The 11,927-nt window shown below is 65.8% G+C and carries 12 protein-coding genes and 1 pseudogene; 10 read left to right on the forward strand and 3 right to left on the reverse strand.

Annotated elements, in window-relative coordinates:
• Positions 1–91 precede the first annotated feature (91 nt).
• Both AB4118_RS18600 and AB4118_RS18605 read right to left on the reverse strand, forming a co-directional pair.
• Positions 92–1,102 (reverse strand): hypothetical protein, encoded by a 1,011-nt coding sequence (locus tag AB4118_RS18600; RefSeq protein ID WP_441491139.1) that lies wholly within the window; start codon positions 1,100–1,102, stop codon positions 92–94.
• A 627-nt stretch (positions 1,103–1,729) separates the two neighbouring features.
• Positions 1,730–2,431 carry a response regulator gene (locus AB4118_RS18605; RefSeq protein WP_441491140.1) on the reverse strand — a complete coding sequence of 234 codons (702 nt, stop codon included), beginning with the start codon at positions 2,429–2,431 and terminating at the stop codon, positions 1,730–1,732.
• Positions 2,432–2,527: 96 nt separating this feature from the next.
• On the opposite strand from AB4118_RS18605, the gene AB4118_RS18610 reads away from it, so the two are divergent.
• Positions 2,528–4,297, forward strand: coding sequence for a hybrid sensor histidine kinase/response regulator (locus AB4118_RS18610; RefSeq protein ID WP_441491141.1), 1,770 nt, complete (start codon positions 2,528–2,530; stop codon positions 4,295–4,297).
• 45 nt (positions 4,298–4,342) lie between these two features.
• On the opposite strand, the pseudogene AB4118_RS18615 reads toward AB4118_RS18610, so the two are convergent.
• Positions 4,343–4,582, reverse strand: a pseudogene (locus AB4118_RS18615) (EmrB/QacA family drug resistance transporter); the annotation flags it as partial.
• 304 nt (positions 4,583–4,886) lie between these two features.
• On the opposite strand from AB4118_RS18615, the gene AB4118_RS18620 reads away from it, so the two are divergent.
• The 9 genes from AB4118_RS18620 to AB4118_RS18660 all read left to right on the forward strand — a co-directional run bounded on the left by AB4118_RS18620 (position 4,887) and on the right by AB4118_RS18660 (position 11,921).
• The gene (locus AB4118_RS18620; protein ID WP_441491360.1) at positions 4,887–6,194 is read left to right on the forward strand and encodes an ABC transporter substrate-binding protein; all 1,308 of its coding nucleotides are present in this window, start codon (positions 4,887–4,889) and stop codon (positions 6,192–6,194) included.
• Positions 6,195–6,330: 136 nt separating this feature from the next.
• On the forward strand, positions 6,331–7,251 hold the full coding sequence (locus AB4118_RS18625) for a carbohydrate ABC transporter permease (RefSeq protein ID WP_441491361.1): 921 nt from the start codon (positions 6,331–6,333) through the stop codon (positions 7,249–7,251).
• A complete protein-coding gene (locus AB4118_RS18630; protein ID WP_441491142.1) occupies positions 7,248–8,216 on the forward strand; it encodes a carbohydrate ABC transporter permease in 969 nt (322 codons plus the stop codon). The genes AB4118_RS18625 and AB4118_RS18630 overlap by 4 nt, the downstream gene beginning before the upstream one ends.
• Before the next feature lie 8 nt (positions 8,217–8,224).
• A complete protein-coding gene (locus AB4118_RS18635) occupies positions 8,225–8,449 on the forward strand; it encodes a hypothetical protein (protein WP_441491143.1) in 225 nt (74 codons plus the stop codon).
• 3 nt (positions 8,450–8,452) lie between these two features.
• The gene (locus AB4118_RS18640) at positions 8,453–9,574 is read left to right on the forward strand and encodes an ABC transporter ATP-binding protein (protein WP_441491144.1); all 1,122 of its coding nucleotides are present in this window, start codon (positions 8,453–8,455) and stop codon (positions 9,572–9,574) included.
• Complete coding sequence (locus AB4118_RS18645; protein ID WP_441491145.1) at positions 9,567–10,580, forward strand: ABC transporter ATP-binding protein; 1,014 nt, start codon at positions 9,567–9,569, stop codon at positions 10,578–10,580. Before AB4118_RS18640 ends, AB4118_RS18645 begins: the two co-directional genes overlap by 8 nt.
• A 3-nt stretch (positions 10,581–10,583) precedes the next feature.
• The gene (gene dhaL, locus AB4118_RS18650) at positions 10,584–11,186 is read left to right on the forward strand and encodes a dihydroxyacetone kinase subunit DhaL (RefSeq protein WP_441491146.1); all 603 of its coding nucleotides are present in this window, start codon (positions 10,584–10,586) and stop codon (positions 11,184–11,186) included.
• Between the two features lie 4 nt (positions 11,187–11,190).
• Positions 11,191–11,589 (forward strand): dihydroxyacetone kinase phosphoryl donor subunit DhaM, encoded by a 399-nt coding sequence (gene dhaM / locus AB4118_RS18655; RefSeq protein ID WP_441491147.1) that lies wholly within the window; start codon positions 11,191–11,193, stop codon positions 11,587–11,589.
• A gap of 53 nt (positions 11,590–11,642) precedes the next feature.
• Complete coding sequence (locus AB4118_RS18660) at positions 11,643–11,921, forward strand: HPr family phosphocarrier protein (RefSeq protein ID WP_441491362.1); 279 nt, start codon at positions 11,643–11,645, stop codon at positions 11,919–11,921.
• Positions 11,922–11,927: the final 6 nt, after the last annotated feature.

The following is an 11,927-nucleotide window of genomic DNA, read 5'->3' on the forward strand; positions in this document are numbered from 1 at the left end:
TCTGCGAGGACGCACCGAAAACGCCCGATGCGCCAGCCCGCAAAGTGCCGGCCTGGATTGACCAGGATTGGTTGCCGGATCCGGTGAGTGTCTAGATGCTCGTGCCGAGCTTTTCGAAAGCGGTAAAGCCGCGAAACTGCGCGCTCGCGCCGATCGAGGAGACGTCGAAGCCGCCATTGCCCGAGCCACCCAACGCGAACACATTGCCGGCGATGCCGCCGGCCACGACATTGCCCGTCACGGTCGCGCCAGCCTGCAGCTCGACCCGGTTATTGGGACCCGTCAGATGGATCGCATCGGCGCGCCTCGCTCCGTCGCCAGAGAGACCGCCCGCCACCGTCGCGCCGCTGCCGAGGATCAGGTCGAGACTGGAACCGACAATGCCGATGCCGCCGGCGCCGCTGCTCCCCGTACCGCCGGCTCCGCCATTGCCGCCGACCACCGACGCATTGATCATGACATAGCCACCGGTCAGGAACTGCAGCCCCACCCCGCCTGCGCCGCCGTGCCCACCAATAGGACCGTTGTATCCGGTAGCCGAGCCACCGGCTCCACCCGAGCCGCCGGTTGCTGCGGCATTGAGGACGAAGCTTCCGCTGTTCAGGAACACCAGGCCGATACCGCCGGAGTCACCATTGCCACCATGGCCGTAAAAGTAGGTCCAATCATTGTGGCCCGATCCTCCTGCGCCGCCAGTACCGCCCGTCGTCGCGGCATTGATCGCGCCGGTCGCGGCGCCAAGCACTGCACCGAAGCCGCCCGCGCCGCCGCCGCCACCATCGTTCCCACCGTTGGGGGAATAGCCAGCACCACCAGCGCCGCCGTCGCCACCGGAAACCGCATTGCCGGGCAAGCTCGCCCCCGCATCGAGAAAACCGTGCGCACCGCCACCGCCGCCGCCGCCATTGGCCCCGTTGCGTCCCGCTTGTCCCGATGCTCCTGCGCCCACGCCGCCGGCTCCGCCGGACCCTGGCACACCGTCGCCCGCTCCACCGTTGCCGCCGCTCCAGCCTGCCCCGCCGCCACCTGCGCCGGCGCCGGAATCGCCTCCGTTCCCGCCTGGTCCGCTATAGCTGTCCCCGCCGCCTGGGCTTCTGTTCATACCTCCGCCCTGGCCCCCGTCGGCCCGGGCCAGTGGGATCGACAGGGCGGCCGAAAACGCCACGGCAATTGCGAACTGCGGTCCGACAAGGGCCGTGGTCCGGGACAAGGCACGCTGCAAATGGTCGATCACTCTGTCCGCCAATCATGAGGTTCTCGTGCGATCCCGGAAGCCCGCGGCTTGCCGCCGTCGCCGAAAGCCGGGATTGTATGGATGGCGAGGCCTCGGAGAAATACGGCGGATGCCGTATTTTGGCGCCGCGCGAGGGCGATCGTTTGCCGACCATGCGCGAGGCTTGCGCTGACGAAGCCGGTCGAGGCGGCGCATCGGCCGCCTCCCAGGTCGCGGCAGCCGCGCCGAAGAGATGAAAATACGGCATCTGCCGTATTGAACGCCGCCTGCGGAGACGTGACAGTGCGGGGCCCGATCCTTCGCCAGGCGGGTTTCTGGTCCCGCCCGAGGTCGCCCTTGTCCGTTCAAGCCGTTCTGTTGCCGCCTTGCTGCTGACGACGGCCCCGGCTACGCAGCCGTCACAGCCCGCGCGGCGACGGCCGGGCTATGCCCGCTAGGGCAGGCGGGCAGGGAGCTTGGGGACCGCGGCAGCGTTGGCGGCGGTGCAGTGCCGCGTCAACCGACAGGCAGGCCGACGCGCACCGCATAGGCTGCAAGTTCCGTAGCGCTGTGCAGATCGAGCTTGCGCATGAGGTTCTCTCGGTGCTTGCGGGCGGTGTGGGGGCTGATGCCAAGACGTGCGGCGACGGCGCGGGTCGTGGCGCCACCGGCGATCAGGACCAGCAATTCACTTTCCCGCCGCGTCAGCGCAACAGATGTGGTCGCATCGAACGGGATGCCGCCCGGTGTGCCCGCCCCTTGTTGGAGCTTGGCGTCACGCAGCGGGAGGCTGACATAGGGATGGCCCCGTTGCAGGGCGGCGAGGGCGTCGAACAGATCGTCGAGATCGCTGCCCTTCACGACATAGCCGTCGGCCCCCGCCGCCAGCGCCGCCTGGGCCATCTGCGGATCGGTGTTCGCCGTCAGGATCAGGATCTTCAGGCGCGGATAGGCCTGGCGCAGCTCGCCGATGGAGCGCAGGCTCGTCAGCCCGGGCATGCCCAGGTCGAGCACGAGAAGCTCGGCCGGCCTGTCCTTCAGCAATGCGGCAAGACTTGCGCCATCCGCGGCCTCGCCCACGACGGTACAGTCCTGCTGCGTCGCGATCAGAAGCTTCAGCCCTTCGCGGATCAGGGCATGGTCGTCGGCCAGAATGATGCGGCAGGCGGTTTCTTCGGCTGGAGCGGCCGGCGTCCTGGACGTGTGGCGAGGAATCATGATGCGTGACTATTCCTTGGGCGCGCGTCACTGGCTACGGGCCCTGCGGCATCACCCCTGCGCGGTGAGCGCTTGCCGGCGCAGGAAGGAGCAATCATGCGGGTCCCGGCGCTGACGCCTGACACCAGCTCCCATCTGCGTGCGGCTCTGGTCGAACTCCTCTATCACCAGTCCGGCTCTATCCTGCTCGCCAATCTCGTGATCCCCTGGCCCGTCGCCTATGTGATGCGCGAGGTGGTGCCGGTCGGCCTGCTGATCGGCTGGATCGGCGCGACCTATCTCCTCACCGGAGCCCGCCTGCTGCTGTCGCGGCGCTATTTCGCTCGGGCTGACGGCGAGGCCGAGGCGACGAACTGGGCCCGACGTTTCACGGTCCTGTCGATCCTGTCGAGCCTGCTCTGGGGAGCGCTCGGCTGGTTCGGCTTCGAACCGACCCAGCCGCATCTGATCGCCTTCGTCTGCATCGTGCTGACCGGCTTGTCGGGCGGAGCGGTGCCGTCCCTCTCGGCCTATCCGCCGGCCTATATCGGCCTGCTGATCGCCATGCACCTGCCTTTCGCCCTGCGCTGTCTCATGCAGGAAGGGTCGATCTATTCGGTCTATGCCCTGTTCCAGCTCTGCCTGATCGGCGCCTATCTCTTTTGCTGCCGGGTCACCTACCGCACCCTGAAGGAGACCGTCGCCCTGCGCTTCGAGAATCTGGCGCTGGTGCGCGGGCTCGAGCGCGAGCGGGACCGCGCCACGGCGGCCGACAAGGCCAAGACGCGTTTCCTCGCGGCGGCGAGCCACGACCTGCGACAGCCGGTCCACGCGCTCGCGTTGTTTGCAGCGACGCTCGGAACGCTCGCCCGGCGCGGCGCTGTCGGAAGCCATGAAGCCAGTGGGATCGCCGACAAGCTGGACGCGGCCATCGGCTCGCTCGGCGGGCTGCTGAACGGCCTCATCGACGTTTCGCAACTCGATGCCGGCCTCGTTCCGGTGCGACGGCAGCCGGCTCATCTCGGCAGGATGCTGGCGGACCTGCAGGAGGTCTTCGCACCCCAGGCGCGCCAGCGCGGCATCGATCTGCGCGCGGTGCCGGGCGATGCCTGGGGCGATAGCGATCCGGAACTGCTCAGGCGCATCCTCGACAATCTCCTGTCGAACGCGCTCCGCCACGCCCCCGACAGCCGCGTGCTGATCGGCAGTCGCCGTCGCGGGGAGGCGATCGAGATTCTCGTGGTCGATACCGGGCCGGGCATTCCCCAGGAGCAGCATCAGGCCGTGTTCGAGGAGTTCACCCAGCTCGGCAATCCGGAACGCGACCGCGAGCAGGGACTTGGCCTCGGTCTCGCCATCGTTCGGCGCCTGGGGGCATTGCTCGAGCATCCCATCGGGTTGCGCTCCACAGCCGGCAAGGGCTCGACATTCTCCGTGCGGATTCCGCGGATCGATCCGCCGGCCTCGGGGCTGGCGCCGGCGCGGGCGCAGGCCTTCCCGCCCGGTCTTCGCATCATGGTCCTGGACGATGATCCTCAGGTGCTTGACGCCAATGTCAGCCTGTTGACGGCCTGGGGCCACGAGGCCATCGCCGGGACGGACGTCGAGGAGCTTTGCCGGCGCCATGCCAAGGTGGGCGCAGGCAGGGTGGACCTGATCATCGCGGATTATCGGCTCAAGGCCGGGCTGACCGGCAGCGAGGCCGTCGAACGCCTGGCGGAAAAACTGGGATATCGTGCCCGGGCGCTGATCGTCACCGGCGACACCATGCCGGAGCGGCTGCGGGAGCTGAACTCGACCGGATACCGCGTGCTGCACAAGCCCGTCGCGCCGGACGCCCTGCAGGCGGCGATCCGGCAATCCGGCTCCGGCCACGCGGCCGACTGAAGGCTCTCACCCTGGCCGCAATCGCAACCGGCAGGGCCGAGCCTTTCAATGCGCGGCCGCTGCGCCGCCGCCTGGGCCCTTCCTGGCGAACAGGACCACGATCGCGGCGAGGACCAGCATGATGCCGATGATGGCGAGGCTGTCGCCGAGCACCAGGGCCTGGCGCTTCGCGGTCTTGTCGCGCGCGATGACCGCCTGGCCGATGATGTTGGAGTGGAACTGCTCGCGCCTGATGATGATCGTGCCAAGCACGGCGGCACCGACCGCGCCGCCGAGATTGTCCAGCGCGGCCTCGAATCGGCCATGCCCAACAGTTCACTGAACTTGTGCATCGCAATAAAAACGGTTGCATTGCAATATGCTGTCCGGGGTCGTCGTTGCTTGACATGTTTAGTGATTGAGAGTTCACTAAACAAATCGCTGAACTTGGACGGCTCGTTCCGAGGCGGCGTGAGGAAACATCCCGCGTCGGCTGTGCCCTATCTTGCGGCTGTGCCCTTCGCGGTCGCGCAGGTTCGCCCGTCACCCCAATGACGGCTGGTGACGGCACGCCAAGGGAGGGAAGCACATGACACAATTCAGGACATGGATGCTGGCCGCGACCATTGCCGGGAGCGCGGCACTTGCTGCCCCCGGGGCCCAGGCACAGGGCAAGTCGCTGACGCTCTGCTGGGCGGCCTGGGATCCGGCCAATGCGCTGGTCGAACTCTCCAAGGACTTCACCGCCAAGACCAATATCGCGATGAAGTTCGAGTTCGTGCCCTGGCCGAATTTCGCCGACCGCATGCTCAACGAGCTCAATTCAAAGGGCAAGCTTTGTGACCTGATCATCGGTGACTCGCAGTGGATCGGCGGCTCCGCCGAGAACAAGCACTATGTGAAGCTGAACGATTTCTTCGCCAAGGAAGGCATCAAGATCGACGACTTCATGCCGGCGACAGTCACCGGCTATGCCGAATGGCCGAAGAACACGCCAAACTACTGGGCGTTGCCGGCCATGGGCGATGCGCTCGGCTGGACCTACCGCAAGGACTGGTTCTCCAGGCCCGAGCTGCAGGCCGAATTCAAGGCGAAGTACAACCGCGAGCTCGCGGCGCCGAAGTCCCAGACCGAGCTGAAGCAGATCGCCGAGTTCTTCCAGGGCCGCGACATCGACGGCAAGAAGGTCTATGGCGCGGCCATCTTCACCGAGCGTGGCTCGGAAGGCATCACGATGGGCGTCGCCAACGCGCTCTATCCGTTCGGCTTCAAATATGAGGACCCGAAGAAGCCCTACGCCATGGCCGGCTTCGTCAACTCCGAGGACGCCGTGAAGGGCCTGGAGTTCTACAAGTCCCTGTACAAGTGCTGCACCCCGCCGGGCTACTCCAACGCCTATATGCAGGAGGGTCTGGACGCTTTCAAATCCGGGCAGGCGGCCTTGCAGATGAACTGGTTCGCCTTCTTCCCCGGCCTGTACAAGGATCCGAATGTCGGCGGCGACAAGATCGGCTTCTTCGTCAATCCGCCGGAGAAGGAGAAGGGCTCGCAGCTCGGCGGGCAGGGCCTCTCGGTCGTCGCCTACTCGCCGAACCAGGCCGAGGCGCTGTCCTATGTCAAATGGTTCGCCTCGCTCGATGTGCAGAAGAAGTGGTGGGAGCTCGGCGGCTATACCTGCCACAAGGGCGTGCTGAACGATCCCGGCTTCGCCAAATCTGCGCCCTTCGCGGCCGATTTCCTCGTCGCCATGGGCCAGGTCGTCGATTTCTGGGCCGAGCCCTCCTACGCGCAGCTGATGCAGGCGGAGCAGGCGCGCATCCACGACTATGTCGTGGCGGAGAAGGGCACAGCCAAACAGGCGCTCGACCTGCTGATCCAGGATTGGACCAAGGTCTTCAAGGAAGACGGCAAGTTCTGACGCAAGCGGGGCTTTCCCCCCAGCCGAACCGGGGCTGCGCCTCTCACAGGCGGCGCAGCCAGTTCCCGACCTTGCCTTTGAACGGTGCTGAGTCATGAATGCGAGCGACGTCACCGGCATCAGGAGCGCGGCAGCGATGCGCGCAGCCTATCCCCCGATCGCCCACCGGGTCCGGGGCCTCAGCGACAGGGCGATCGCCTGGATCTTCATCGCGCCGACGATGATCCTCCTGCTCGTGATCAACCTGTTTCCGCTGATCTGGACGATCCAGCTCTCCTTCACCAATTACCGCGCCAATCGCCCCAATGCGCCGCTGCGCAATGTCGGGATCGAGCACTACCAGACGATCCTGTCGGATCCCGAAATCTGGCAGCGCATGCAGGCGACGGCGCATTTCGTGTTCTGGACGATCCTGCTGCAGATGGTCATCGGCTTCGCGCTGGCCTATCTGATCGACCGCAAGTTCCGCGGCCATGGCTTCTGGACCACGCTGATCCTGATCCCGATGATGCTCTCGCCGGCGGTGGTCGGCAATTTCTGGACCTTCCTGTACCAGCCGCAGATCGGCCTGTTCAATTACGTGGTCTCGTTCTTCTCCGGCATTCCGCCGTCCTCCTTCCAGATGCTCGGCGATGTGACCCTGAGTCCCTGGGCGATCATCATCGTCGATACCTGGATGTGGACGCCCTACGTGATGCTGATCTGCCTCGCAGGCCTGCGCTCTATCCCGGACTACATCTACGAGGCAGCGGAGGTCGACCGGGCCAGCAACTGGCGGCAATTCATCTCGATCACGCTGCCGATGTGCCTGCCCTTCATCATGCTGGCCGTACTCTTCCGCGGTATCGAGAACTTCAAGATGTTCGACATGGTCAATCTTCTGACCTCCGGCGGACCGGGCTCGACCACTGAACTCGCCTCGATCACGCTGAAGCGCGCCGCCTTCGAGGCCTGGCGCACCGGCTATTCCTCCGCCTTCGCAATTATCCTGTTCGTCGCCGTGTTCGGGCTGGCGAACATCTATGTGAAGGCGCTGAACAAGGTGAAGGCACGATGAGCGGCGCTCTCTCCACGGCCCATTCCGTCGTCGCGCCGAGCGGTCGCGTCAAGCTGCTGGCCGGCACCATCGTCGCCCTCTACGCGCTGGTGGCGATCGTGCCGCTGCTCTGGATCGGTCTGACCAGCATCAAGACGCCGCCCGATTCGATCTCCTACCCACCCAAGGTCGTGCCCTTCCTGCATTTCGAGCCTTCGATCGAAGGCTATTGCAACCTGTTCAACACGCGCTCGCGCCAGACGGCGGACTACCTTGCCTCGCTCCCGCCTGCGAATTCCGCCTGCGAGGAGATCACCCGTTCGCGCAGCATGGTGGTCGTCGGCCCGTCGAACTACGTGCCGCGCTTCGTCAATTCGCTGATCATCGCCTTCGGCTCGACGCTGCTCTCGGTCGGCCTGGGTACCTGCGCGGCCTATGCCTTCTCGCGTTTCAAGGTGCCGCTGAAGGACGACCTGCTGTTCTTCATCCTGTCGACACGGATGATGCCGCCGATCGCCGTCGCGATCCCGATCTTCCTGATGTATCGCGAACTCGGCCTTTCCGACACGCGGCTAGGAATGATCCTGCTCTACACCTCAGTCAATGTCTCGCTGGCCGTCTGGCTGCTCAAGGGCTTCATCGACGAGATCCCGCGCGAATACGAGGAAGCGGCGATGATCGACGGCTATACGCGGCTGCAGGCCTTCCGCAAGGTCGTGCTGCCTCAGGCCACGACCGGCATCGTCGCGACCGCGATCTTCTGCCTGATCTTCGCCTGGAACGAATATGCCTTCGCCGTTCTGCTCACCTCGGGCACGGCGCAGACCGCGCCGCCCTTTATCCCGATCATCATCGGGGAGGGCGGGCAGGATTGGCCGGCCGTGGCGGCCGGAACGACGCTGTTCCTGATACCGATCCTGGTTTTCACCGTGCTGCTGCGCAAGCACCTCCTGCGCGGCATCACCTTCGGGGCGGTGCGCAAATGAACCTGCAAATGAACCGACATCTGAGCCATCCCCGGGAGCGCGAAGGCGCGGCCGCGTCGCGCTGGCCGAAGGCGCTGCGACGCGGACCGATGGAAACACTGGCAACGGTGCTGATCTCGGCCGGCGTGCTGATGCTGCTGCAGCCCTTCTCGCTTGCGCTCTACGGCTATTCCTTCGTCACGACCCTGATCGGCGTCGTCATGTTCACCTTCGTCACCAAGTTCCCGGAGTGAGCCATGGCCGAGATCCGGGTCGACAATCTGGTGAAACGGTTCGGCGCCTTCATGGCGGTGCGCGATACCAGCTTCACGGTCGAGGATGGCGATTTCTTCTGCCTGCTGGGTCCGTCGGGCTGTGGCAAGACCACGACATTGCGGATGGTTGCGGGGTTGGAACTGCCATCCTCCGGCAGCATCCAGCTCGACGGCGAGGACGTCACCTTCAAGCGGGCGCGCGAACGCGACATCGCCATGGTGTTCCAGCTCTTTGCGCTCTACCCGCATATGAACGTGCGCAAGAACATCAGTTTTCCGCTGGTCTCGATGGGCGTGCCCAGGGACGAGACGAGACGGCGCGTCGAGGAAGCGGCGCGCGTGCTGCGCATCGAGCATCTGCTCGACAAATCGATATCCGGCCTTTCCGGCGGCGACCGGCAGCGGGTCGCGCTCGGCCGCGCCATCGTGCGCGAGCCGAAGGCCTTCATGATGGACGAGCCATTGGGCGCGCTCGACGCCGAGTTCCGCCATCTGATGTGCGGCGAGCTGCGCGCCCTACACGACCGGCTGAAGGCGACGACGGTTTACGTCACCCACGACCAGCTCGAGGCCATGTCGATGGCCGACAAGATCGCGGTGATGAATGATGGCGTGATCGAGCAGCTCGGCTCGCCGCAGGAGATCTATGACCGGCCGAACTCGATGTTCGTCGGGGATTTCATCGGCTCGCCAGCGATGAACTTCGTTCGTTTCGACGGCGCAGCGATTGCGGGCTCGACCTCGGTCAGCATCGATGCCGCCTCCGTGACCTTGCCGGAACTGCGCGAGAGCCACGCGCCCGGGCCGCTGGCGCTGGGGGTGCGGCCGGAGCAGATCGTCATCGGCGATCCCGGCCGGCAAGGCAGCGCCCTTCCGGGCGAGATCTTCGGCACCGAATATCTCGGCACGACCCAGATCGTGACGGTCGCGACCCCGCGCGGCAAGCTCAAGGCGCGATTGCCCGCCCATATGCCGGTTGTCGCCGGCGAGCGCGTCAGCCTCTCGTTCAGGCCGGAGCGGCTGTCGCTGTTCGATGCGGCGACGGGGAAGGCGATCCGCTCCGCCTTGCATGAGGCCGGCACGACGAGGCGCACCCATGGCTGAAGTCACGCTGACGCAGGTCTCGAAGCGGTTCGGCGCGGTGCACGCCGCGAGCGACCTGTCGCTTACCATCGCCGATGGCGAGTTCGTGGTGCTGCTGGGGCCGACAGGCGCTGGCAAGACGACAGTCTTGCGCCTCGTCGCCGGGCTGGAAACCCCGGATGACGGCCGGATCTTCATCGGCGGCGTCGACGTCACCGCGCTGCCGCCGGCGGCGCGCGACGTCACTTTCGTGTTCCAGCAATATTCGCTCTATCCGCATCTGAGCGTCTTCGACAATCTCGCCTTCCCCTTGCGTTCGCCGACACGGCGCACGCCGGAGGACGAGATCCGGCGCGCGGTCGGCCATGTCGCAAAGCTGCTCAGGATCGAGGACAAGCTGCAGAACCGCGCGACACAACTCTCCGGCGGCCAGATGCAGCGCGTCGCGATCGGCCGCGCCCTGGTGCGCAGCCCGTCCATCTACCTGATGGACGAGCCGCTCTCCTCGCTCGATGCCAAGCTGCGCGCGGAATTGCGCATCGAGCTGAAGCATATCCAGCAGGACCTGGGCGCGACCATCCTCTACGTCACGCATGACCAGACCGAAGCGATGACGCTGGCTTCGCGGATCGGCGTGATCAACCAGGGCCGCCTCGTGCAGATCGGCACGCCGCGCAGCATCTATGAGGACCCGGCCGACATCTATGTCGCCACCCGGCTCGGCAGCCCCGGCATCAACCTGCTGCCGCGCGCACTCTTTCCCAATCTGGAGGCGCCGGCGAGCACGACCACGATCGGCGTGCGCACCGAGCATCTCGCCATCGCCAAGGCGGGCAACGGCGCGGTGACGGGCAAGGTCAACTGGATCGAGCGGCTCGGCGACCAGAACCACCTGCATATTGCGGTGAACCAGCAGCAGATCGTCAGCCTGGTCGATCCCGATGAAGGACTGGATGTCAGCGACGAGGTCAGCGTGAGCCTGCTCAGGCCGCTGTTCTTCGATGCCGACGGCCAGAGGGTGAGGTGAACCATGGATGGCGCGCTGAAGAAGAGGCTGATCGAGGCCATGACCGGGGCGATCGTCGGCCATGCCGATGAATTGACGGCGCTCGATCAGGCTATTGGCGACGGTGACCACGGCCTGAACATGAAGCGCGGTTTCGAGGCCGTGCTGGCGGACATGGATCCGATCGCGGCAAAGCCCTTGCCCGACGCCCTGAAGGCTATCGGCACGACATTGGTGATGAAGGTCGGCGGCGCCTCGGGGCCTCTCTACGGCACATTGTTCATGGCGCTCGGCAAGGAGCTGCCGTCAGAGCCGACGGTTGCGGATCTGGCGCGAGCGCTGGCCGCGGCGATCGAGGCCGTGAAGGCACGCGGCAAGTCCGATTTCGGCCAGAAGACCATGCTCGACGTGCTGGCGCCGCTCCAGGTCGCCCTCGCTCAGGGCGGCGCCGATCTCACGAAGCGCCTTCCCGAGGTCGTGAAGGACGCGGCCGAGGCGACGGTTCCGCTCAGGGCCATTCGCGGACGCGCCTCGTTTCTGGGCGAGCGTTCGGTCGGCCATATGGACCCCGGGGCACGCTCATCGGCGCTGCTCGCCACCGCAATCTGCAATACCATCGGAGCCTGAAACCATGCCAGCCAGCAAGAATGTCGGCATCGTCATCGTGTCGCACTCGGCCAAGGTCGCCGAAGGCGCCGCCGACATGGTCCGCCAGATGGTCGGCGACAATGTCCCGCTCGCCGCGGCCGGGGGCAATGCCGAAGGCGGCCTCGGCACCGATGTCGCCGCCATCATGGCAGCGATCGACAAGGCATGGTCGGAGGCGGGCGTCGCCATCCTGGTCGATCTTGGCGGGGCCGAGACCAATAGCGAGATGGCGGTGGAAATGATGCCGGAGGAGCGGCGCGAGCGCATCGTCATCTGTAATGCACCCATTGTGGAAGGCGCCGTGATGGCCGCGACCGAAGCGTCCGGCGGCTCGACGCTGGCGGTCGTGCAGGCGACCGCCGAGGAATTGATGTCGGCATGAACGAGATGTCGGCCAATGCCAGCCAGAGGCAAGGTAGCGAGAGGAATGAAGGGATGCAGGAGGTGACGGCCAGCGCCCTGCTCACCAACAAGATCGGGCTTCATGCCCGGCCCTCGGTGAAGCTTACCCAGACCGCCAAGCGCTTCGGCTCCCGTATCGAGGTGGCCACCAGCGCGGCCGGCCCGTGGACCGATGCCAAGAGCCCGGTGAAGATCATGCGCGTCAAGGCGGCCAAGGGTGAAGTGCTGCATTTCAAGGCCAGCGGCGACGATGCGTCCGCGGCGCTGGCCGCGCTCGTCGATATCGTCGCACGCAAGTTCGACGAGGAGTGAGGCGTG

Source organism: Allobosea sp. 2RAB26 (genome assembly GCF_052115465.1).
Taxonomy (GTDB): Bacteria; Pseudomonadota; Alphaproteobacteria; order Rhizobiales; family Beijerinckiaceae; genus Allobosea.

Coding starts and splice junctions, on each gene's coding strand:
- AB4118_RS18600 (WP_441491139.1), bottom strand. CDS start 1,102: ATGAACAGAAGCCCAGGCGGCGGGGACAGCTATAGCGGACCAGGCGGG.
- AB4118_RS18605 (WP_441491140.1), bottom strand. CDS start 2,431: ATGATTCCTCGCCACACGTCCAGGACGCCGGCCGCTCCAGCCGAAGAA.
- AB4118_RS18610 (WP_441491141.1), top strand. CDS start 2,528: ATGCGGGTCCCGGCGCTGACGCCTGACACCAGCTCCCATCTGCGTGCG.
- AB4118_RS18620 (WP_441491360.1), top strand. CDS start 4,887: ATGCTGGCCGCGACCATTGCCGGGAGCGCGGCACTTGCTGCCCCCGGG.
- AB4118_RS18625 (WP_441491361.1), top strand. CDS start 6,331: ATGCGCGCAGCCTATCCCCCGATCGCCCACCGGGTCCGGGGCCTCAGC.
- AB4118_RS18630 (WP_441491142.1), top strand. CDS start 7,248: ATGAGCGGCGCTCTCTCCACGGCCCATTCCGTCGTCGCGCCGAGCGGT.
- AB4118_RS18635 (WP_441491143.1), top strand. CDS start 8,225: ATGAACCGACATCTGAGCCATCCCCGGGAGCGCGAAGGCGCGGCCGCG.
- AB4118_RS18640 (WP_441491144.1), top strand. CDS start 8,453: ATGGCCGAGATCCGGGTCGACAATCTGGTGAAACGGTTCGGCGCCTTC.
- AB4118_RS18645 (WP_441491145.1), top strand. CDS start 9,567: ATGGCTGAAGTCACGCTGACGCAGGTCTCGAAGCGGTTCGGCGCGGTG.
- dhaL (WP_441491146.1), top strand. CDS start 10,584: ATGGATGGCGCGCTGAAGAAGAGGCTGATCGAGGCCATGACCGGGGCG.
- dhaM (WP_441491147.1), top strand. CDS start 11,191: ATGCCAGCCAGCAAGAATGTCGGCATCGTCATCGTGTCGCACTCGGCC.
- AB4118_RS18660 (WP_441491362.1), top strand. CDS start 11,643: ATGCAGGAGGTGACGGCCAGCGCCCTGCTCACCAACAAGATCGGGCTT.